The 21,872-nt window shown below is 67.9% G+C and carries 19 protein-coding genes; 10 read left to right on the forward strand and 9 right to left on the reverse strand.

What is annotated here, in order from left to right; translation table 11 throughout:
* From OXQ95_RS06090 to OXQ95_RS06100, 3 genes are read right to left on the reverse strand one after another with little or no spacing between them, the layout of a single operon-like run.
* Complete coding sequence (locus OXQ95_RS06090) at positions 1 to 1,254, reverse strand: SPOR domain-containing protein (protein WP_267380606.1); 1,254 nt, start codon at positions 1,252 to 1,254, stop codon at positions 1 to 3.
* Positions 1,255 to 1,268: 14 nt separating this feature from the next.
* Positions 1,269 to 1,784 (reverse strand): hypothetical protein, encoded by a 516-nt coding sequence (locus tag OXQ95_RS06095; protein WP_267380608.1) that lies wholly within the window; start codon positions 1,782 to 1,784, stop codon positions 1,269 to 1,271.
* Between the two features lie 3 nt (positions 1,785 to 1,787).
* Complete coding sequence (locus tag OXQ95_RS06100) at positions 1,788 to 2,501, reverse strand: ParA family protein (RefSeq protein ID WP_242095309.1); 714 nt, start codon at positions 2,499 to 2,501, stop codon at positions 1,788 to 1,790.
* 138 nt (positions 2,502 to 2,639) lie between these two features.
* On the opposite strand from OXQ95_RS06100, the gene OXQ95_RS06105 reads away from it, so the two are divergent.
* Entirely contained in the window at positions 2,640 to 3,638 is a 999-nt protein-coding gene (locus OXQ95_RS06105) for an SPOR domain-containing protein (RefSeq protein ID WP_267380679.1), read from the forward strand.
* Between the two features lie 46 nt (positions 3,639 to 3,684).
* Here the strand turns inward: OXQ95_RS06105 and serB are convergent, their stop codons facing one another.
* Positions 3,685 to 4,569, reverse strand: a complete 885-nt coding sequence (serB, locus tag OXQ95_RS06110; protein ID WP_267380610.1) for a phosphoserine phosphatase SerB — start codon at positions 4,567 to 4,569, stop codon at positions 3,685 to 3,687.
* On the opposite strand from serB, the gene miaA reads away from it, so the two are divergent.
* The 7 genes from miaA to leuA all read left to right on the forward strand — a co-directional run bounded on the left by miaA (position 4,562) and on the right by leuA (position 12,197).
* On the forward strand, positions 4,562 to 5,479 hold the full coding sequence (gene miaA / locus OXQ95_RS06115; RefSeq protein WP_267380612.1) for a tRNA (adenosine(37)-N6)-dimethylallyltransferase MiaA: 918 nt from the start codon (positions 4,562 to 4,564) through the stop codon (positions 5,477 to 5,479). The two genes, serB and miaA, sit on opposite strands and share 8 nt — an antisense overlap.
* Positions 5,480 to 5,565: 86 nt before the next feature.
* Complete coding sequence (locus tag OXQ95_RS06120; protein ID WP_267380614.1) at positions 5,566 to 7,311, forward strand: acetolactate synthase 3 large subunit; 1,746 nt, start codon at positions 5,566 to 5,568, stop codon at positions 7,309 to 7,311.
* A gap of 4 nt (positions 7,312 to 7,315) precedes the next feature.
* The gene (gene ilvN / locus OXQ95_RS06125; RefSeq protein WP_242095305.1) at positions 7,316 to 7,831 is read left to right on the forward strand and encodes an acetolactate synthase small subunit; all 516 of its coding nucleotides are present in this window, start codon (positions 7,316 to 7,318) and stop codon (positions 7,829 to 7,831) included.
* A gap of 164 nt (positions 7,832 to 7,995) precedes the next feature.
* Positions 7,996 to 9,015: a ketol-acid reductoisomerase gene (gene ilvC / locus OXQ95_RS06130; protein ID WP_242095304.1), complete on the forward strand. Its 1,020-nt coding sequence runs from the start codon at positions 7,996 to 7,998 to the stop codon at positions 9,013 to 9,015.
* A gap of 122 nt (positions 9,016 to 9,137) precedes the next feature.
* On the forward strand, positions 9,138 to 9,758 hold the full coding sequence (locus OXQ95_RS06135) for a YceI family protein (RefSeq protein ID WP_242095303.1): 621 nt from the start codon (positions 9,138 to 9,140) through the stop codon (positions 9,756 to 9,758).
* The gene (locus OXQ95_RS06140; protein WP_267380618.1) at positions 9,755 to 10,387 is read left to right on the forward strand and encodes a TMEM175 family protein; all 633 of its coding nucleotides are present in this window, start codon (positions 9,755 to 9,757) and stop codon (positions 10,385 to 10,387) included. The genes OXQ95_RS06135 and OXQ95_RS06140 overlap by 4 nt, the downstream gene beginning before the upstream one ends.
* Before the next feature lie 151 nt (positions 10,388 to 10,538).
* Positions 10,539 to 12,197 (forward strand): 2-isopropylmalate synthase, encoded by a 1,659-nt coding sequence (gene leuA, locus OXQ95_RS06145; RefSeq protein WP_267380620.1) that lies wholly within the window; start codon positions 10,539 to 10,541, stop codon positions 12,195 to 12,197.
* Between the two features lie 135 nt (positions 12,198 to 12,332).
* On the opposite strand, the gene OXQ95_RS06150 is transcribed toward leuA, so the two are convergent.
* From OXQ95_RS06150 to folE, 4 genes are all read right to left on the reverse strand, one after another.
* On the reverse strand, positions 12,333 to 13,112 hold the full coding sequence (locus OXQ95_RS06150) for an SDR family oxidoreductase (protein ID WP_267380623.1): 780 nt from the start codon (positions 13,110 to 13,112) through the stop codon (positions 12,333 to 12,335).
* Positions 13,113 to 13,191: 79 nt separating this feature from the next.
* Entirely contained in the window at positions 13,192 to 13,542 is a 351-nt protein-coding gene (locus OXQ95_RS06155; RefSeq protein WP_242095299.1) for a dihydroneopterin aldolase, read from the reverse strand.
* A complete protein-coding gene (locus OXQ95_RS06160; protein ID WP_267380625.1) occupies positions 13,535 to 14,293 on the reverse strand; it encodes an SDR family oxidoreductase in 759 nt (252 codons plus the stop codon). The genes OXQ95_RS06155 and OXQ95_RS06160 overlap by 8 nt, the downstream gene beginning before the upstream one ends.
* The gene (gene folE, locus OXQ95_RS06165; RefSeq protein ID WP_267380627.1) at positions 14,293 to 14,919 is read right to left on the reverse strand and encodes a GTP cyclohydrolase I FolE; all 627 of its coding nucleotides are present in this window, start codon (positions 14,917 to 14,919) and stop codon (positions 14,293 to 14,295) included. Before folE ends, OXQ95_RS06160 begins: the two co-directional genes overlap by 1 nt.
* A gap of 224 nt (positions 14,920 to 15,143) precedes the next feature.
* On the opposite strand from folE, the gene OXQ95_RS06170 reads away from it, so the two are divergent.
* On the forward strand, positions 15,144 to 18,143 hold the full coding sequence (locus OXQ95_RS06170; RefSeq protein ID WP_267380629.1) for a TonB-dependent receptor: 3,000 nt from the start codon (positions 15,144 to 15,146) through the stop codon (positions 18,141 to 18,143).
* Here OXQ95_RS06170 and OXQ95_RS06175 read toward each other — a convergent pair whose 3' ends face one another.
* On the reverse strand, positions 18,144 to 20,177 hold the full coding sequence (locus OXQ95_RS06175) for a protein-disulfide reductase DsbD domain-containing protein (RefSeq protein ID WP_267380631.1): 2,034 nt from the start codon (positions 20,175 to 20,177) through the stop codon (positions 18,144 to 18,146).
* Positions 20,178 to 20,342: 165 nt separating this feature from the next.
* Between OXQ95_RS06175 and OXQ95_RS06180 the strand changes: the two genes are divergently transcribed.
* Positions 20,343 to 21,860 (forward strand): hypothetical protein, encoded by a 1,518-nt coding sequence (locus tag OXQ95_RS06180; protein ID WP_267380680.1) that lies wholly within the window; start codon positions 20,343 to 20,345, stop codon positions 21,858 to 21,860.
* Positions 21,861 to 21,872: the final 12 nt, after the last annotated feature.

Consider the following 21,872-nt stretch of genomic DNA (forward strand, 5'->3'; position numbering starts at 1 on the left):
TCAGCGCGCGGCGAGCTGCACCGATTTGTGCGCCCAGGCCGCGACCTGATCGCCCGCGCCGTGGCGGACGAAACAGGCGCCGCCGGCCTGGCGATAACGGCGGCACACCGCATCCGCCTCGCCGCGCGCATAGCCGCCGACCGACAGGCGATACAGCGCCGCACCGCGCGCGCGGATCGTCATGGCCGAGGGCACATGGCCGGCAAAGCCGACGAAGCGGCGGTTGGCGCGGCCCCAGGCATCGCGCGCCACGCTTGCATTGCCGAACGCGCCGAGCTGGACATAGAAGGGACCCTGGGCCGCCGGGACGACCGAAGCCGCGCCGAGCGCGACCTTGGTGGCGCCGGGCTCCGCGCGCAGCAGCGGCGCCGGCAACGGCTGGACGACCGCATGCGGCGCAGCGAACGCGATCCTGCCAGCGGGTGCTGCCGCGACCGCCGTCGCCGGAACCGGGCTCGTGGGACCCTCCACCGGCGTCGCCTGCGCGACCGAGACCGTGCCGTTCAGCGCGAGCGCGATCGGCTGGCCCTGATCGGCCACGGCGTGCACGCCGAGCAATTGCGCCACCTGGTCGGAGGCTGTGGCGGGCTGCGCGAACGCCGCCCATTCCTGCATCCGCCGATCGACATCGGCGGGCGACATATCGGCCGCCGCGACGACCCGCGCGCCCTGCCACTGGCCGCCGAGCGCCAGCGCCAGCGCCAGATTCTGCCGCGCCTTGGCATCGCTCTGCGGCGAGCGCGCAAGCTGGGTCAGCACTGCCACCGCGCCTGCGGGATCGCCCGCCAGCGCCATGGCCAGGCCGCGATCGGCCACCGGGATGGTCGCGCTGTTGGCGTCGAGCACGCGCCGCGCCGCGGGATAATCGCCGGTCGCGATGGTGGACAATGCGAGGTTCAGCGCGGCGCGGCCGTTCTGCGGCGAAAGCGCGAGCGCCTCGCCGAACGCCGCCTTGGCGGAGACGAACCGGCCGGACTGAAGATAGGCCTGGCCGAGCAGCATCCGGTACGCGGCGTTGCGCGGTGCAAGGCCGGCGGCTCCCTCGGCAAAGCCCACCGCCACCATCGGTTCGTGCCGGGCGAGCGCGTGCGTGGCCTTGTCCGCCTCGGCCGCCGCGCTCCGGGCCGCGACGGCCGCGCTGCGAACGCTCGCCGAGGCGACGCCGCCGCCACCGCCGGTGGCCGAGCACCCGACCATCGTGCCGCCCAGCACCAGGGCGGAAAGGCCGCCGACCAATATCATGCGCGTCTTCATGGCTGTGAACCCCATCACCGTGTCTTCGGCTTCGGAAGCTGGGCGACGAGCGCCTCCACCTCCGGCAACGTCTTCAGGAAAGCATCGAGCGCCTGCGCGACCAGCGCCTGCGAGGATTGGTTGGCGACGGCGCTCGCGAGCCGAAGCCGCAGGTGCCGATCGGCATCGAGGCGCAGCGTGAACGCGGCCTTGCTGCCCTTCGCCGTCTTGGCCGCCGCCTCGCGACCGATGCGCGCCGCAGTGGCGAGCGAGACCGGCTTCACCGCGACGGGCGCATCGGATGCGATCGTCGGCGGCGCCTGGGGCGCGGCTGCAGGGGCGGGCGCGGGTTCCGCGAATTCTTCCTGGAGCGCCTCGCGGGCGACGAGTACGGGCGGGATCGGCACGGGCGCGCCCATGTCGTTCCAGCCGAGATCGTCGGCGGTGGCGGCGAAGCTGCCGCCCTGCGGCCGCATCGCGGGGCGTGCCTGCCCCTTGCGCGCCAAAAGGCCCGACGACAGCGATGCGAGCGGTTTTGGTCCTCCGAACATCGCTCAGCCCACCACGCGGCGGCCGAAACCCCCACCCTGCGGCCGCTGGCCCGCGCCAGCGCCCGCCTGCGGTACGCTGAACACGGTGCGGCGGAAATTCTTTTCCAGACGGTCCGAGACATAGGTCCACAGCGCCTCGATCTCGCCGGCGGACTTGCCGCCGGGATCGACCTCCATGACCGTGCGTCCGTCGATCATCGAGGCCGCGAAATCGACGCGATGATGGACCGTGATCGGCGCGACCGTGCCGTGCTGCGACAGCGCGACCGCGGCCTCCGACGTGATCCGCGCCTTGGGCGTGGCGGCGTTGACGACGAAGATCAGCGGCTTGCCGGCGCGGTCGCACAGATCGACCGTCGCGCCCACCGCGCGCAGATCGTGCGGCGACGGGCGCGTCGGCACCACGACCAGTTCGGCGACGTTGATGACGCTCTGGATCGCCATCGTGATGGCGGGCGGGGTGTCGATCATCGCCAGCTTGAAGCCCTGCTGGCGCAGCACTTCGAGATCGGCCGCGAGCCGCGCAACGGTGGTGGAGGCGAAGGCGGGATATTCGGCCTCGCGCTCGTTCCACCAATCCGCCAGGCTGCCCTGCGGATCGATGTCGATCAGCACGACCGGGCCCGATCCGGCACGCTGCGCCTGCACGGCCAGATGCCCCGACAGGGTCGTCTTGCCCGAACCACCCTTTTGTGATGCCATCGCGAGAACGCGCATAGGTCCCCAGAACTCCCGCCAATTGCAAGATCGATCGCATGGGGTGGACTAAGAAGCGGTTAACGGCTTTGCCAACGCTCGCGAACGGCGCCATGGTGGGCGCGGATTTTTCAAGTGGCGCGTTTTCAGGTGGTGGCGATGGACAAGCGGATCTTGGGTGCGATCGGGATGGCGGCGCTGGCTGTCGCCGCACCAGCAGCAGCCGATGTAAAGACGGGCGTCGATGCGTGGAAGGCGGGCGATTACCGTGCCGCCGTCGAGCAATGGCGCGGCCCCGCGATCGCCGGCGACGCCGATGCGGAATTCAATCTGGGCCAGGCCTACAAGCTCGGCCGCGGCGTGCCCGTCGATCCGGCGCTCGCCGAAAGCTGGTTCCGCAAGGCCGCACTTCAGGGCCATCTTCAGGCGGAGGACAATTACGGGCTCGCGCTGTTCCAGGCGGACCGGAAGAGCGAGGCCGTGCCATGGCTCGAAAAGTCGGTCGCCCGCGGCGAGCCGCGCGCGCAGCTCGTGCTGGGCACGATGCTGTTCAACGGTGACGGCGTCGCCAAGGATTGGCCGCGCGCCTATGCGCTGATGACGCGCGCCTCGCAGTCGGGGCTCCAGTCCGCCTCGCAGACGCTGTCGCAAATGGATCAGTATATCAGCCCGGCCGATCGCGAGCGCGGCACCGCGATGGCCGCGCAATATGCCGCCCAGGCCAAGGCGCAGCCCGCACCCGCGCCGCGCCGCGCGGGCAGCATCGCCAATGTCGACGTGCCGCCGTCGCGCATCGCCGATGCCGCGCCGCGCCCGATGCCCCGCCCCGCCGCGCCGATGACCCACGCCGCACCGTCGCCCGCCCCCCGGCCGCCCGTGATCGCGCACGCATCGCCCGAGCCCCGCCCGGCCCCCGTGCATGCCGCACCTGCTGGCGGCCATTGGCGCGTCCAGCTCGGCGCGTTCCGCGATGCAGGCAATGCGCAGGTGCAATGGGCCAAGGTGCGCGGCCGAATGACGGGCAGCACGCCCAGCTACGAAAAGGCCGGTGCGGTGACGCGTCTCGTCGCCGGCCCGTTCGGCTCGCACGCGGACGCGACGCGGGCCTGTGCGGCGGCGAAGAGCGCAGGTTCGGCCTGTGTGGTGCTGGCGCCCTGATCCGGGCAAGCGAGGTCCTGCGATCCCAGTGGTCGCCGGCACGGGCTTATTCGGCCGTGATCCAGTCGCGCCGCGCGATCCCCTGCGCGTAGAGCAACGTGGTCAGGTCGCCATGGTCGATCCGCGCGGCGGCGGCATCGGCCACAATTGGCTTGGCATGATAGGCCACGCCCAGCCCAGCGGCGCGGATCATCGCCAGATCGTTCGCGCCGTCGCCCACCGCAAGGCTCGCGGCGGGCGCGATCCCACGCGCGGCGATCTCGCGGTCGAGCGTCGTGCGCTTGGTGTCCGAACCGACGATCGGCTTGGCCACCCGCCCGGTCAGCCGGCCGTCCGCCACCTCCAGCACATTGGCGATCGCGAGATCGAACCCGATCTGCGCCGCAACTGGTTCGGCGAAGCGCGTGAACCCGCCCGACACCAGCACGCACCGTGCCCCGCGCGCGCGCATCGTGCGCACCAGCGCCACCGCGCCGGGCATGATGGCGACCCGCTCGGCGAGACACCGGTCGATCGCCCCCTCGTCCAGCCCCGCGAGCAGCGCCACGCGCGCATCGAGCGCCGCGGCGAAATCGAGCTCTCCCCGCATCGCGGCTTCGGTTACCGCGGCGATCTGCGGCTTGATCCCCGCATAATCGGCGAGTTCGTCGATGCATTCGACCGTAATCATGGTCGAATCCATGTCCGCCACGAGCAACGCCTTGGCGCGCGCGACACGCGGCTGCACGATCACGTCGGTCCGTGCAAACGCGCCCTCCAGCACGCGACGCGCCGCATCCGGATCGCGTGCGAATATCAGGTCGACGGCCACCGCCTCGTCGATCCAGCGTGACGGTCCTGGCGCGCAACCCGCCTGCGCCAGCCGATCGGTCGCGGCGGAAATATCGCCTGCAGCCAGACCGCCGGCTGCTATCAGCGTCGCTGTGAACATATCGTCTCCCAAGCCGCGGATCGTGCTCATCGCAGGGCCCACCGCCAGCGGCAAGTCCGCGCTGGCCATCACGGTGGCCGCCACCGAGAACGGCGTCGTCGTCAATGCGGACTCGGCGCAGGTCTATCGCGACCTGCGCGTCCTGAGCGCGCGGCCCTCGATCGCGGACGAGGCGGCGGTGCCGCACCGGCTCTTCGGCCATGTCGATGGCGCGGTGTCCTATTCGGCAGCGGCATGGGCGACGGATGCGCGCGCGACGATCGCCGCGGTGCTGGCGGAGGGGCGATTGCCCGTGCTGGTGGGCGGCACCGGCCTCTACCTCCGCACGCTGATCGACGGGATCGCGCCCGTGCCGCCGATCGACGCCGCGGTGCGCGCCGCGGTCCGCGCGCTCCCCGTGGCCGATGCACATGCCGCGTTGGCTGACGAGGACCCCGCCGCCGCCGCGCGTCTCGCCCCCGCCGACACGACCCGGGTCGCCCGCGCGCTGGAGGTGGTGCGCTCGACCGGCCGCCCGCTCGCCGACTGGCAGCGCGCGAAAAGCGGCGGGATCGGCGACGCCGTAACGCTCGATCCCCGCATCCTGCTGCCCGATCGCGACTGGCTGTTCGCGCGGATCGATCGCCGGCTCGATACGATGTTCGAGGAAGGCGCGATCGCCGAAGTCGCCGCGCTCGTGGCGCGGTCCGATCTGCCCGAAGACGCGCCCGTCCGCCGCGCTATCGGGGTCGCGCCCGTCGCCGCCATGCTGGCGGGCACCCTGTCGCGCGCCGCGGCGCTGGAAACGGCAAAACTGGCGAGCCGGCAATATGCCAAGCGGCAATATACGTGGTTTCGCAACCAATTGCCCGCCGAATGGCCAATCGCGACCACCCCGCCGGCCGATTCTTCGAGCAATTTAGTTATGTGAAAGATGGTTGACGCGCATCTTTCAATCCCCTAGCCGCTGCCACCTTGGCACGCTAAGGGAGCGTGTCACCCGAATGGAGCACGATCATGGCCGAGAAAAGCGGAGCCGATATCCTCGTCGAGGCGCTGTGCGATCTCGGCGTGGAGATCGTCTTCGGCTATCCGGGCGGTGCCGTCCTGCCGATCTACGACGCGCTGTTCCGCAGCGGCCGGATCAAGCATATCCTCGTGCGCCACGAACAGGCCGCGACGCACGCCGCCGAGGGCTATGCCCGCTCCACCGGCAAGCCCGGCGTCGTGCTCGTCACCTCGGGCCCCGGCGCCACCAATGCGGTGACCGGGATCACCGACGCGCTGATGGATTCGATCCCTATGGTGGTCATCACCGGGCAGGTGCCGACCGCGCTGATCGGATCGGACGCCTTTCAGGAGGCCGATACCGTCGGCATCACGCGCCATTGCTCGAAGCACAATTATCTCGTGAAGGATCCCGCCCGCCTGGGCGCGGTGATTCACGAGGCGTTCCACATCGCCACCTCGGGCCGCCCGGGTCCTGTGGTGGTCGACATTCCCAAGGACGTCCAGGTCGCGACCGCGCGCTATGCGAAGCCCGGGCCGATCCGCCACAAGACCTATCGCCCGCAGGTGAAGGCGGATCCGGCGCAGATCGAGCAGCTCGTAGACATGCTCGCCGCCGCCGAACGGCCGGTGCTCTATACCGGCGGCGGGATCATCAATTCGGGGCCGATGGCCAGCCAGTTGCTGCGCGAGCTGGTGCGGATCACCGGTGCGCCGGTCACTTCGACGCTGATGGGCCTGGGCGCCTATCCGGCAAGCGGCCCGCAATGGCTCGGCATGCTCGGCATGCACGGCACCTACGAAGCCAATATGGCGATGAACCAGGCCGATCTGGTGGTCGCACTGGGCAGCCGGTTCGATGACCGCGTGACCGGGCGGCTCGATGCGTTCAGCCCCAACAGCCGCAAGGTGCATGTCGACATCGATCGCTCGTCGATCAACAAGACGGTGCGCGTCGATCTCGGCATCGTCGCCGATGTCGGCCATGCGCTGGAGGACATGGTCCGCATCTGGAAGGCGCGCCAGCATCCCCGGCCCGACACCGCCGAGTGGCAGCGCCGCATCGCCGGCTGGCGCGCGCGCAAGAGCCTCGACTTTCCCGAGGACGGCGCCGCCATCATGCCGCAACGCGCGATCCGCGCCTTGTGGGAGGCGACGCATGCCCGCGATCCGATCATCACCACCGAGGTGGGGCAGCACCAGATGTGGGCCGCGCAGCATTTCGGGTTCGAAAAGCCCAACACGTGGCTGACGAGTGGCGGTTTGGGCACGATGGGCTACGGCCTGCCCGCCGCGATCGGCGCGCAGCTCGGCAATCCCAACGCGCTGGTGATCGACATTGCCGGCGAGGCGTCGATCCAGATGAACATCCAGGAACTCGCCACCGCCAAGCAATACCGGCTGCCCGTCAAGATCTTCATCCTCAACAACGAATATATGGGGATGGTGCGCCAGTGGCAGGAACTGACCTATGAGAGCCGCTATTCCGAAAGCTATTCGGACAGCCTGCCCGATTTCGTGAAGCTCGGCGAAGCCTATGGCTGGAAGGGCATCCGGATCGAGCGGCCGGACGCGCTGGAAAGCGGCATCGCCGCGATGCTGGCGCATGACGGGCCGGTGATCGTGGACTGCATGGTGTCGAAGCTCGTCAACTGTTTCCCGATGATCCCCAGCGGCGCGGCGCATACCGACATGATCCTTCAGGCCAACGAGGTGTCCGGCACGATGGACGACGAAGCCAAGGCGCTGGTGTAGACCCATGCACATCACGCAGGACAAGGCCGAGCGGCATACGCTCGCCGTCATCGTCGACAACGAACCGGGGATCCTCGCGCGGATCGCCGGGCTGTTCACCGCGCGCGGCTACAATATCGAGAGCCTGACCGTCAGCGAGGTGACCGCGGACAAGGCGGTCAGCCGGATCACGATCGTGACGTCGGCCTCGCCCTCGGTGCTCGAACAGATCGTGGCGCAGCTGGACCGGCTGATCCCGGTCCACAAGGTGACCGATCTCACCGCGGCGGGCCCGCATGTCGAGCGCGAACTGGCGCTGGTGAAGGTGGCCGGCACGGGCGATCACCGGATCGAGGCGCTGCGCCTCGCCGAAGTCTATCGCGCCCGCGTGCTCGATGCGACCACCACCAGCTTCGTGTTCGAAGTGACGGGCGGAATCGAGAAGATCGACACGTTCGTCAGCCTGATGGCAGAGGTGGGCCTGGTCGAGGTGGCCCGCACCGGCATCGTCGCCATCGCACGGGGTCGGGACGCCGCTTGATTCATCCCCTCTCCCCTCGCGGGAGAGGGAGGGGCCCGTCGGCAAAGCCGATGGGAGGGTGAGGGGGTCCCCCACCCGCTCCCCTTCACCAACTCCGACCGGCCAGCAAGCTGGCAAGTCTTCGTAGCCTCTCCCGCAAGGGGAGGGGGGAAAAGGGAAAAGAAATGCGTGTCTATTATGATCGCGACGCCGATCTGAACCTCATCACCGACAAGAAGATCGCCATCGTCGGCTATGGCAGCCAGGGCCATGCGCATGCGCAGAACCTGCGCGACAGCGGCGTGAAGGACGTCGCCATCGCACTGCGCGAAGGCTCGGCCACCGCGAAGAAGGCGATCGAGGCGGGTTTCGCGGTCAAGTCGAACCGCGAAGCCGCCGAATGGGCCGATATCGTGATGTTCCTCGCCCCCGACGAGCATCAGGCCGCGATCTATGCCGCCGATTATCACGAGCATATGAAGCAGGGCGCCGCCCTCGCCTTCGCACATGGCCTCAACGTGCATTTTGGCCTGATCGAGCCGCGCGCCGATCTCGACGTCATCATGATCGCGCCCAAGGGCCCGGGCCACACGGTGCGCAGCGAATATGTCCGCGGCGGCGGCGTACCCTGCCTGATCGCGATCGAACGCGACGCCAGCGGCAACGCGCATGACCTGGCGCTCGCTTATGCCAGCGGCGTGGGCGGCGGCCGGTCGGGCGTGATCGAGACGAACTTCCGCGAGGAATGCGAAACCGATCTGTTCGGCGAACAGGCCGTGCTTTGCGGCGGCCTGACCCACCTGATCCAGGCCGGCTTCGAGACGCTGACCGAGGCCGGCTATGCGCCCGAGATGGCATATTTCGAATGCCTGCACGAGGTGAAGCTGATCGTCGACCTGATGTACGAAGGCGGCATCGCCAACATGCGCTATTCGATCAGCAACACCGCCGAATATGGCGACATCACCACCGGCCCCCGGATCATCACCAACGAGACGAAGGCCGAGATGAAGCGCGTGCTCGCCGACATCCAGGGCGGCCGGTTCGTGAAGGATTTCGTGCTCGACAACCGCGCCGGGCAACCCGAGCTGAAGGCCGCCCGCAAGGCCGCCGCCGCGCATCCAATCGAGAAGGTCGGCGCGGAGCTTCGCGCGATGATGCCGTGGATCGGCAAGAACGCGCTGGTCGACAAGGCCCGGAACTGATCGGACATGCCTCCCCTCCCCGTACGGGAGGGGAGGCATGCGGAAACATATCGTTGCGAGGACGGCGTTTGACCTCGGCGTGCCAGCCCGTCACTCTCCCCATCATCAAAAGGGAGTTCACCATGCGCCGTTTCATCCTTCCGCTCGCGCTCGCCGCGCTCGTTGCCAGTCCCACCCTTGCACAGATGGCGATCCCCGATCCGCTTCACGGCGCGGGCGCACCCGCCGACGTGGCCGCGGGCACTTACGCGCTGGAACCCACTCACACGCAGGTGACGTTCAGCGTCAGCCACATGGGCATTTCGCCGTTCGCCGGCACCTTCTCGGGCGGTAGCGGCAAGCTGACGATCGACCCGGCCAAACCGACGGCCGCCACCGTTTCCGTCACGATCCCGACGACCAGCATCCAGACCACCAGCACCAAGCTGACCGAGGAGCTGAACAGCGCCGACTGGCTCGACACCGCTAGGTTCCCGACCGCGACCTTCAAGTCGACCGCGGTGCGCGCGATGGGTGGCGGCGCGGAGATCGACGGCATGCTGACGCTGCACGGCGTCACCAAACCCGTCGTCCTGCGTGCCCGTTTCTTCGGCGCGGCAACCAACCCGATGAGCAAGAAGGCCTCGGTCGGCTTTCTCGGCCGCATCGCGATCAAGCGCGCCGATTTCGGCGTGACCAAATACGTCCCGCTCGTTTCGGACGAAACCGTGCTCGTCATCAACGCGGCATTCGAGAAGCAGTGAGCGACGACGATGCCGTCGGCGAGGGTGTTCCCGGCATCGGCCGGGTCGAGGCCTTTTCCGACGGCGTCATCGCGATCATCATCACCATCATGGTGCTCGAGTTCCATCCGCCCGAGGCGGCGGGGCTCGGGCATCTCTGGTCGCTCTGGCCGACGCTCCTCGCCTATGCGCTGAGCTTTCCCTATGTCGGTCTCTATTGGGCGAACCATCACCGCTTGTTCAGCCATGCCCGCCGGGTGACGAACGCGCTGATCTGGTGGAACCTCGCCTTGCTCTTCACGCTGTCGCTCGTGCCGTTCGCCACGGCCTATCTGGGGGGCCAGCATTTCAGCCGCGGTGCGACCGGGGTGTATCTCGTCATCCTGCTGCTGCCTACGCTCGCCTATGTGCCGTTGCAGCGCGTGATCCGGCGGACGGGCATCCAGGGCCCGCGCGCGGAGCGTTACCACCGGCGCACGATCCGCAAGGGCGTGGCCGCCACGCTGATCTATGCGCTGGGGCTCGTGCTGACGCTCTGGGAGCCCTGGCTCGGCATCGCCGCCGCCGCGCTGGTGGCGATGCTGTGGTTCCTCCCCGCCAGCCCTCTCGATCGGCTGTTCGACGGTTCTGCTGGACAATTGCGCCCGTGACGCGCTACCCAGCACGGCGATGACGCATCGGCGGCCCACGCTCCTTCGACTTACGCGCCCTTAGGCGCGTCACCCGATGGTGTGCCCGCTGCGGCGCACCCCGCGCCTGAGGGCTGACCCGAACGCTCCCGAACCACCGAGAGACCGAGCCATGCTGCGCGACCCATCGACCAAATACCGCCCCTTTCCCACCATCGCCCTGCCCGACCGCCAATGGCCGTCGCGCACCATCACCCAGGCGCCCCGCTGGCTCTCGACCGACCTGCGCGACGGCAACCAGGCGCTGATCGACCCGATGGACGCCGAGAAGAAGACGCGCTTCTTCGATCTGCTGGTGAAGATCGGCCTGAAGGAGATCGAAGTCGGCTTTCCCAGCGCCGGCGCGACCGAATTCGACTTCATCTCCGGCCTCGTCCGGCAGGATCGCATTCCCGACGACGTGACGATCCAGGTGCTGACTCAGTCGCGCCGCGACCTGATCGAGACGAGTTTCGCCAGCCTCAAGGGCGCGAAATCGGCGATCGTCCATCTCTACAACGCGGTGAGCCCGGCATGGCGCAAGATCGTCTTCGGCATGGACCGCGCGCAGGTGAAGCAAATCGCGATCGCCGGCGCCAAGGTGCTGCGCGACGAAGCCGCGAAGCAGCCGGATGTCGCCTGGCAGTTCGAATACAGCCCGGAAACCTTCTCGACCGCCGAACTCGATTTCAGCCTGGAGGTCTGCGAGGCGGTGATGGAGGTGCTGGCACCGACGCCCGAACGGCCGATCATCTTCAACCTGCCCGCCACCGTCGAATGCGCGACGCCCAACGTCTATGCCGATCAAATCGAATGGTTCGGCCGGCACATCCGCAACCGCGACAGCGTCGTGGTCAGCCTGCACACGCACAATGATCGCGGCACCGGCGTGGCGGCCGCGGAGCTGGGAATGATGGCGGGCGCCGACCGGGTCGAAGGCTGCCTGCTCGGCAATGGCGAGCGCACCGGCAATTGCGATCTCGTCACCGTCGCGCTCAATCTCTACACCCAGGGCGTCGACCCGAAGCTCGACCTGTCGGACATCGATGCGGTGGTGAACACGGTGAATTATTGCACCAACATCCCCATCCACCCGCGCACCCCCTATGCGGGCGATCTGGTGTTCACCGCTTTTTCGGGCAGCCATCAGGATGCGATCAAGAAGGGCTTCGCCGCGCAGGCCGCGAAGAACGACACGCTGTGGGAGGTGCCCTATCTGCCGATCGACCCCGCCGATCTGGGGCGCAGCTACGAGGCGGTGATCCGCGTCAACTCGCAGTCAGGCAAGGGCGGTGTCGCCTGGGTGATCGAGCAGGACAAGGGGCTGAAACTGCCCAAGCGCCTCCAGGCCGATTTCAGCGCGCACGTCCAGCGGCTGGCGGACGAGACCAGCCGCGAGCTGAACGCCGCCGACATCTGGGGCCGGTTCGAGCAGGTCTATCTGCCGCGCGACGCGGACCGGTTCGTGCTGCGCGATTATGAGGAGAGCGGCGCGACGGGCGAGCGGATCTTCATCGGCCGCGTCGCGGTGGACGGCGAGGAGCGCTCGATCACCGGCCGCGGCAACGGCCTGATCTCGGGCGTGATCGCCGCCTTGGAGACGAGCACCGGCCCGGCGCTCGACGTCGTGGATTATAGCGAGCACGCGATCGGCCACGGCGCCGATGCGCAAGCCGCCGCCTATGTCGAATGCCGGACCGCGGACGGGCGCACCGTGTTCGGCGTGGGCCTCGACACCGACATCGCCACCGCCAGCGTCCGCGCGGTGCTGAGCGCGGCGAACCGGGTGTGAGTGAGCGCCGCCGCGGGGGGCGCCGTAGTTACTCTGCTTAATCGGCAACGGGATTGCGGCTCGCCACCCAGCTATCCTCTCCATGCTTTCGAAGTTGAAAGACGCATAGGCAGTCATCCATCACGCCCGCCACAGTCACCCCGGCGATGCGGCCGAGCCGGCGAGCAACCCGCCATCGATGTTCACTTCCGTGCCGGTGACATAGGTGGCTTCGTCGGAGGCGAGCGTGACCGCGATAGCCGCTACCTCTTCGGGTAATCCAAACCGCTTGAGCGGCGTGTCGGCTACCAACGCCTGCATTTTGGAATCCCGGTCTGCACCGTTGCCCAGCATCGCTTCCCACATCGGCGTGAGGATGGCGGCGGGGTGGATGGAGTTGCACCGGATGCGCCAGCCTTGTTGGGCGCAGTAGAGCGCGACGGTCTTGCTGTGATTGCGGATCGCGGCCTTGGACGAGGCGTAGGCGGCCGCACCGGGGATACCGACCAGTCCCGATCGCGAGGATATGTTGATGATCGATCCCATGCCGGCTTCTTTCATCGCGCCGATGGCGTAACGGCAGCCGAGAAACGTTCCATCGAGGTTGACGCGGTGCACCTCCCGCCAATCCGCAAGGCTGGCATGTTCCGGATCATGGGGCACCATCCCCGCCTCGAACCCTGTGACACCGGCATTGTTGACCACCACATCGGCCGCGGGAATGATGGCCGCCAGACGTGACCAGTCGGCTTCTTCACGCACGTCGAGCGGTTCGAACCGGCAGCCGATCTCGGCAGCCGCCGCCGATCCCATCTCTTCATTGATATCGGTGAGGATGACGAGCGCCCCTTCCTCATGGAAGCGGACGGCGATTGCGCGGCCGATACCGCGCGCCGCACCGGTTATGACGCACCTTTTTACCGTCAATCGCGACATGATGGTCTCCCAACAAAGTTAACCATTAAGCGTTTCTGTCGACGCACCTTTGCTCGCGAGGCCATCCGACCAGCCCCCCTCACCGCCCGCGCATCACCTCGCAGCCGACGCGCGCGTCAGGGTATATGTCCGCCTTCATCGTGCGGACGGTGACGCGCGTCACGCGAGCGTCGGCGAGGCACAAAGCGGCGATCGTCTCGCACAGCGTTTCCTGAAGCGCGAAGCGGCGCGTGGCCGCCAGCGACAGGATGGCCTCGCGGACGAAATCATAGTCGAGCACCCGGTCGATCGAATCCTCGTCGAGCGGTGCGGGATAGTCGACGGTCATTGCGAGCGAGACGATCACGCGCTGCGGCTCGGCCTCGTGCGGGTGGATGCCGAGGCGGATCATCACCGACAGCGCGTCGAGGATGGTGGTGAATTCAGCCATGTGCGCCTTCCGCCGTCGCGTCCTCGAACATCACGTCGCGCGCCGAGGCGACGAAGCGCTGGCCGCAGTCGACGAAGAGATTCTGCCCGGTGACGCCATGCGAACCGATCAGGTACACCACCGCATCCGCCACCGCATCGGCGCCCACCGGCCGACGCAACAGGTTCCGGCTCGCGACGCTGGCGAACTGCTCGGACGTCTGAGCGCCGCTCGGCAGCGTGAGACCCGGCGAGACGGCGTTCACGCGGATCCGGGGGCCGAGCGCCTGCGCCAGCATCCGCGTCGCACCGTCCAGCGCCAGCTTGCCGCAGGTATAGGAGAAATAGTCGGGATTGAGGTTCGCGACCTTCTGATCGAGGATGTTCACCACCGATCCGTCCGCCACATCGTCCTGCGCCGCCAGCGCGCTCGCGAGCAGCGAGGGCGCGCCCGCGTTGATCGCGCCCAGCGTCGCGAACAACGCCGGGTCGATCGCCTCGGGCCGGTCGAACAGGAACGCCGACGCGCTGTTCACCAGCCCGTCAATCGGAGCACCCGCCGCCGCGCGTGCACGGCCGATCAGCGCGGAGGCCTGCGCCAGATCGGACAGGTCCGCCTCGGCAGTCACCGCTCCGATCCGCGCCGCCACCGCGTTCGCATCGGACGCCGAACCATGGTGATGTATCACCACACGGTGCCCGGCCGCGGCGAGCGCCTGCGCGATCGCACCCCCCAGCCGCCGCGCACCACCGGTAACCAGAACGGTTCGCATCACGAGCGATGCCCCATCAACGCGAGCACCTCCTTGCGGCTGCGATCGTCGTCGCGGAACACGCCCATCATCCGGCTCGTCACCATCGTCACGCCGGGGGTGCGCACGCCGCGCGCGGTCATGCAGGCATGGCTCGCCTCGATCACCACCGCCACGCCCTGCGGCTGCAGCTTGTTCCAGATACAATCCGCCACCTGGGCCGTGAGCCGCTCCTGCACCTGCAAGCGCCGTGCGAAGCCGTGAAGCACGCGCGCCAGCTTGGAAATGCCGACGACATGGTCCTTGGGAAGATAGGCGATATGCGCGCGGCCGATGATCGGCGCCATGTGATGCTCGCAATGCGACTGGAACGGGATGTCCTTCAGCAGCACGATCTCGTCATAGCCGCCCACCTCCTCGAACACGCGCTCCAGATGATGCGCCGGGTCGTCGGCATAGCCCGCGCAATATTCCTTCCACGCCTTGGCGACTCGGCGGGGCGTGTCGACCAGCCCCTCGCGCCCGGGGTCGTCGCCGGCCCAGGCGATCAGCGTGCGGATGGCGGCGGCGACATCGGCGGGCACGTCGCTCTGGCCGGGCACGGCGATCAGGTCGCCATCGTCGGGCGACGCGTGAAGATCATCCATGCGACGCCTCCACCGATCCCGAGATGCCGCTACGGCCGTTGTCGGCCAGCAGGACATAAGTTCTAAACAGCAACTGTTTCATTCCGGCAACATCTCCGTTGACCCGCGGCAAAGCAGGATAAAATTCGATTGACGGCCATTTTTTTTCGTCGCTAATCTCCGTACCGAACAATCGAACACCGCCGGCGCAAGATCGGCGGGGGCTCGAATGGGGGGATGCTAGCATGAAAAAGACCGAACTGCTCGCCGCGTCGGCGCTCGCGTTGCTGATCGCTACGCCCGCCGTGGCGCAGACCGCCTCGACCACCTCCGCGCAGGATGGCGCGCCCACCAACGGGCCCGGGCAGGAGGCGACCTCCACGCCCACCGATGACGCCCGCACCGCGCCTGCGACGATGCCGGGCGATATCGTCGTCACCGCGCAGCGCCAGTCGCAGCGGCTGCAAGACGTGCCGATCGCGGTCAGCGCCTTCACCGCCGAGAATCTGGAGCGGCAGCAGATCGTCAACCCGCTGGCGCTTCAGCAGACCTTGCCCAACGTCACCTTCACCAAGACCAATTTCACGACGTCCAGCTTCACGATCCGCGGCATCGGCGACCTGTGCACCGGCGCGACCTGCGACACCGCGACGGCGATCCACGTCAACGACATGCCGCTGGTGACGACGCGCCTGTTCGAAAGCGAGTTCTTCGATCTGGAGCGCGTCGAGGTGCTGCGCGGGCCGCAGGGCACGCTGTTCGGCCGCAACGCCACCTCGGGTGTCGTCAACTTCATCACCGCCAAACCCGATCTGTCGGGCATCCATTCGGCGGGCGAGTTCGAATATGGCAATTACGATTCGAAGCGCGTGAAGGCGATGCTCAACCTGCCCTTTACCGACACGCTGGGAATCCGGCTGGCGGGCACATATCTCAACCGTGGCGGCTATACCCACAACACCTACGACAACCGCGACATCGACGGGCGCGACCTGTATTCGCTGCGCGGCACGCTGTCCTGGGCACCGACGAGCGACACCCGGATCGACCTGATCGGCTATTATTTCCACGAGCGCGACGATCGCAGCCGCATCCAGAAACAGCTCTGCCACCGCGACCCGACCGGCATTCTGGGCTGCCTGCCCGATCGGCTCGCCTATGAAGAACCGAACGGCAATTCGACGCTCGCCGCGGTGCTGAGCTCCAGCCAGTTGTTCGCCACGCAGGGCGGCGCTGGGCTGCGCCCGTTCGGATTGCAGGATCTGAACGGGACCGACACCTATGCCGGCGTCACCAACCCGGCCGACGTGCGCACCGTGAACATCGATCACGACCCGACCTATTATGCCGAAGAAGAACAATATACCGCCAAGGTCTTCCATGATTTCGGCACGGTGAACTTCACCTTCACCGGTGGCTATACGCGCAACGTCGTCGACAGCACGACCGACTACAACCTCGCGGTGGAGGGTTCGCTGGCCAACAATGCCGGGCTGGCCGCGCTCAACGCCTATGGTCGCACCGGCAGCCTGGCCCCGTTCCTGAACGGCGTGCGCCAGACGCTGATCCCGAACGGCGCCGGTAGCGTGTGCCAATCCGCGGCCGATCCGAACGGCGTCGGCGTCTATGGCGGCAACGGCATCGGCTGCTATCCGCAAAGCATCGATTTCGATCGGTCGCGCCAGGTGAACCGCCAATATTCGGCCGAGGCGCATATCGACAGCCACTTCGACGGACCGTTCAACTTCCTGCTGGGCGGCATCTATGTCGACAGCAAATCCACCAACACCGATTATTTCGTCACCGCGTTCGGGCTCGATTACGCGTCGGGCATTCTCGGTTCGGCCAAGGCGTTCGCCGCGGGCCTGCCCAACGGCAACGGCTATTTCCTCAGCACGCCCTTCTACCGCAACGCCGACGAGCAATTCCGGCTGAAATCCTACGGCATCTTCGGCGAGACCTATTTCGCGTTCAACGACAAGCTGAAGCTGACGCTCGGCCTGCGCTACAATCACGACCAGAAGACCGATCAGGCGCGCAACACCGCGCTGAACGTGCTTTCGGCGATCGGATCGACGAACATCAACCAGGGGCTGAATTATGCCGCGACCGATTTCGACCCGAACATCGCCGGCACGCAGGAATATGCCTTCGGGCAGGTGAGCTTCTCGCGGCTGACCGGGCGTGCGGTGCTCGATTACAAGATCACCGACAACAATCTGCTCTATGCCTCCTATTCGCGCGGGTACAAATCGGGCGGAATCAATCCGCCGCTGCTGCCGCAGTTCAACGCGCCGGCCACGTTCGGCCCCGAACAGGTCAACGCCTATGAGATCGGATCGAAGAACAGCTTCGGCCATGGGCAATTGCGGTTGAACCTGACGGGCTTCTTCTACCAATACAAGAATCTGCAGCTGAGCCGGATCGTCGCGCGCACCGCGGTGAACGACAATGTCGATGCCGATATCTATGGCGTGGAGGCCGAGGCGATCATCACGCCGATCCCGGCATTCGTCGTCAACATGAACGCGAGCTACCTTCATTCGCGGGTATCGAGCGACAAATATCTGGTGAACCCGCGCGACGTGTCCGGCGGCCGATCGGACGCGGTCATCATCAAGGACATCACCAACGCGTCCAACTGCGTCGTGCTGCCCACCGGCGCGGGTGGGGCGGCGCTGACCAACGGCTTCGTCAACGGCACGAACGCGGCGATCAACGCGGGTGCCTTCGCAGCGGCAGGCGTGCAGGGGGGCGCGGGGCTCGCCGGCACCACCGCGATCCCGGGCGTGGCGGCGCGCGGCGCCTTCGGGATCTGCTCGCTGCTGTCGGCGGTGGCGCCCGCCAGCGGCGTTCAGGTGCTCGACGGCGTGACGACGAACATCCGCGGCAACCGCCTGCCTCAGGCGCCGACCTACAAGTTCGCGGTGGGCGCACAGTACACGATCGACTTCGCCAATGGCATGAGCCTCGTGCCGCGTGCCGACCTGAACTTCACCGGCGGCCTCTATGCCAGCATCTTCAACCAGCCGATCGACCGCGTGCCGGCCTATGAGGTCATCAACATGCAGGTGCAGCTCAACGCGCGCGCCGACCGCTATTATATCCGCGGCTTCGTGCAGAACCTGACGAACAACAACGCGATCACCGGCCAGGGTGTCGGCGACCAGTCCTCGGGGCTGTTCACCAACATCTTCACGATCGATCCGCGGCGTTACGGCGTGGCGGTCGGGTTCAAATTCTGATTACTCGCCAAGCGTAGCAAGCATCCCCGGCGTCAGCACCTGCGGCAGCACCCGCGGCTCCGCGGCGCCGGGCGCGTAATAGAGATAGAGCGGCACGCCGGCGCGGTTGTGCGCCTGGATGAAACGGCCGAGCACCGCGTCGCCATCGGTCCAGTCGCCCAGCAGCACCGCGACCTTATGCTGGCGGAACGCGGCCTGGACGCCGGCCGTCTCGATCGCGGCCTTTTCGTTCACCTTGCACGTCAGGCACCAGTCGGCGGTGAAATAGGCGAAGACCGGTCGGTTCGCCTTGCGCAGTTCCGCCAGCTTCGCCTCGCTGAACGGCGTGGTGCCCGCCACGGCTTCCGCACCGCGTGGCTGCGCCTTGGGTAGTGCCGCCACGCCGATCGCGAGCACCGCGATCAGCCCCAGCGCGAGCACGATCCCCGCGGCCTCGCCCCGGCGCTGACGCGTGCCAGCCCACCACAGCACGAAGCCGAGCAGCAGCGCGACGAGCAGCGCGAAGCTCTGCGCGTCGACACCCGATTGCCGCCCAAGCACCCAGGCGAGCGCGATCGCGGTCAGCCACATCGGCACGCTGAGTATGCGGCGAAACGTCTCCATCCAGGCGCCGGGCTTGGGCAGCCGCCGCCGCAGCGCGGGCACGAACCCGACCGCGAGGAACGGCAGGGAAAGCCCGAGCCCCAGGCCGCCGAACACCGCGAGCGCGGCGGGCCATGGCAGCACCAAAGCCGCGCCCAGCGCCGCGCCCATGAACGGCCCGGTGCACGGCGTCGCGACAAAGGCGGCCAGCGCGCCGGTCGCGAACGAGCCGCTCACGCCGCTATTGCCCGCGAACCGCGGCATCGGCACCTCGAACAGCCCGGATAGGTTGAGCGAAATCGCCACCGACAGCAGCAGCAACACGACGATCGCGCGCGGATCCTGCAACTGGAACGCCCAGCCGATCGCGCTGCCCCCCGCGCGCAGCGCCAGGATCGCGCCGCCCAACGCCAGCAGCACGAGCACCACTCCCGCAGTATAGGCCAGCGCGTCGTGGCGCGCGGTGCGCGCATCCGTGTTGCCGCGCGCGAGACTGAGCGCCTTGAGGCTGAGGATCGGAAACACGCACGGCATGATGTTGAGGATCAGCCCCCCCAGCACCGCGCCCGCAAAGGCGACGAGCGTGGCGAGCAGCACGCCCTGCGCGGGCGCCGCAGCCCCCGTGTCCGCGCCGATCGCGCCCGGCACCGCATGGACCGCGAGCCCCTGCCCCGCGCCGATCCGCAGCACGCCGTCGATCGGGCCGGTTGCGGCCTTGCCCCTGGTGGCGATCGTCAGCGTGTCGCCGTCGCGTGATACCGTCTGCGGCGCGGCATAGTCGATCGCGCCGGCGGTGAGCGGAAAGAAATAGGCGTTCGTCACCGCTGCCGCCGCGGGATAGGGCACCGCGATCCGCACCGCGCCATCCTTGCCAACGGCATAATGCGCCACGGCATCGAGCGGATGCGGGATCGCGCGGCGCCAGCCGTCGAACGCGCCACGCGCCGCCGGGTCCACCGCGCCGTCGCCGACGGTCAGGTCGAGCGCGAGCGTCTGTTCCTCGGGAACGCAGATCGTGTCGGTGCAGACGAGATAATCGAGCTTCAGCCGGATCGGCAGCGGCGTGCCCGTCGCGAGCCCCGCCGGCACTTGGAGCGGGACGAGCGGCGCATAGGGCGCCTCGTAGACATAGTTCATCAGCCCCGCGACGAGCAGCGTTCCCGGCACCGGGTAGCGCGCCTCGCCCGCCGTCATGCCCTTCGGCAACGTCCAGCCGAAGCGCGCAGGGAAGCCCGCATCGCCCGGATTCTGCCAATAGCCGTGCCAGCCCCGCTCGGGCCGGGTGTCGATCGCGATCGTCAGCGGCGCGCCGGCGCGCGGGTGCGCGCTTTCCGCGACCAGCCGCATCGCGAGATGCTGCGTCGGCGGCCCCAGCGTATCGGCCAGCGCGGGCCAGGCGATCAGCGCGAGAATGAGCGCGAGCGCGCGGGCGACGAGGCGGAAACGGGTCATAGGCGCGGCATAGCGGGGTATCTCGGATTTTGCATCAGCCGCGCGGTACCGTGCCGAATGACGCTGCACCGCGCCGATTTTGCGCTAAGCGTCCCACCCCTGCGCTTCGAACAACCGGCGGAACACCTATTGTCGCAACACCCCGACGACCGCCCCATCTTGCTTGTGCGCCTGCCGATCGTGGCGTTGCTCGCGATCCTGGCCGCGCTGCCGCTGCTGTTCACCGCGATCCCGCCGCTCACCGACGTTCCCGGCCATATCGGCCAGTTCTCGGTGCAGACCGCGGCGGCGGGCGACGCGGTGCTGCGCTATTTCAGCTTCAACTGGGCGCTGACGCTCAATCTCGCGAGCGATCTGATCGTCCAGGCGGTCCATCCCTGGCTGGGCGTGGTGCCGACGGTTCGCCTGCTCTGCGCGGCCACCCCGGCACTGACGGTGATCGGGATCGCCGCGATCGCGCGCACGACCAATCGCGCGGGCGCATACGCCCTGCCCTGGGCGCTGCTGTTCGTCTTCAACCTGCCGTTCCTCTGGGGCTTTCTCAACTTTGCCTTGAGCGAGGCGCTCGCGCTGATCGTCTTCGCGGCATGGGTGGCGCTGGAGCACGCGCCGCGCCGGCGGGCGGTCCTCGCTGTCGTCGCGGTGCCGGTGCTGACCATCGGCCACGGCGTCGCCGGCGTCGCGCTGATCGCGATGATGGTCGGTCACGCGACATGGGCCGGTTCGCTCCATCGCCCGCGGGCGTGGAACCGGGCGGCCATCCGCGCCGCCGCGATGACGCTGTGGCCGCCGGTACTGGCGGCGATCGCCACGCTCGTCCTGTGGAAGGCGGTGGGGTCGTCGGATCGCGGCGCCACGCTCTGGCTGTTCCCGCGAAAGCTGGGGGCGATCCCAGCAACGCTGCGCGACCAGAACAAGCTGTTCGACATCGGCTCGGTCGCCGCCTGCCTTCTCATCTGGCTGCTGGGCTGGCGGTGGGGCGCACGGCTGAACGGTGGCGCGGCGGGTGCGGTGATCCTCGTGATCGCGCTGTTCCTGGCCACGCCCAGCATGATCAGCGGCAGCGACGAGATCGATACGCGTCTGGCGCCGCTGATCCCGATGCTGGCGCTGGCGATGCAGGATTGGTCGCGGGTCGATCCGCGCCGGCGCCGATGGATCCTGCTGGCGGGGCTGGCGCTGCTGACGGTCCGCTTCGCGGTGACAACCGTCAGTTTCGCCCGCTACGACCAGCGTTATCGGCGCGAGCTCACTGCCCTGGATCATGTCCGCTACGGCGCCCGCGTCTTCAATCTGGCCGAGGTGAGCTGCGACCGCTGGCGGTCGGAGCGGCTGGAGCATCTCGGCAATCTGGCCACGACGTTTCGCGGCGCCTGGGTCAACGCGCATTGGAGCGTGCCCGGCCTTCATCTCCTCCAGGTGACCTACCGGCCCGCCCCGGCCTATTATGACGACCCGTCGCAAATGGTGTTTCCGGCGCACTGCGTCGATCGGGATTTCAAGCCCTATGCCAATTACCGCCCCGCGCAGACCGCGCTCATGGCGCTGCGCACCCTTCCCCTGAACAAAGCGGATTATCTTTGGCTGACGGGCGTGCAGCTACCGCCCGGCTATCATGATCGCCGCCTCCGCCGGATCTGGCGCGACGACATCAGCGAACTCTATGCGATCGTTCCCGGCTGAGCGCCGGCGCGG

This window comes from Sphingomonas sp. GC_Shp_6, from assembly GCF_026540835.1.
In the GTDB taxonomy this organism is placed as follows: domain Bacteria; phylum Pseudomonadota; class Alphaproteobacteria; order Sphingomonadales; family Sphingomonadaceae; genus Sphingomonas.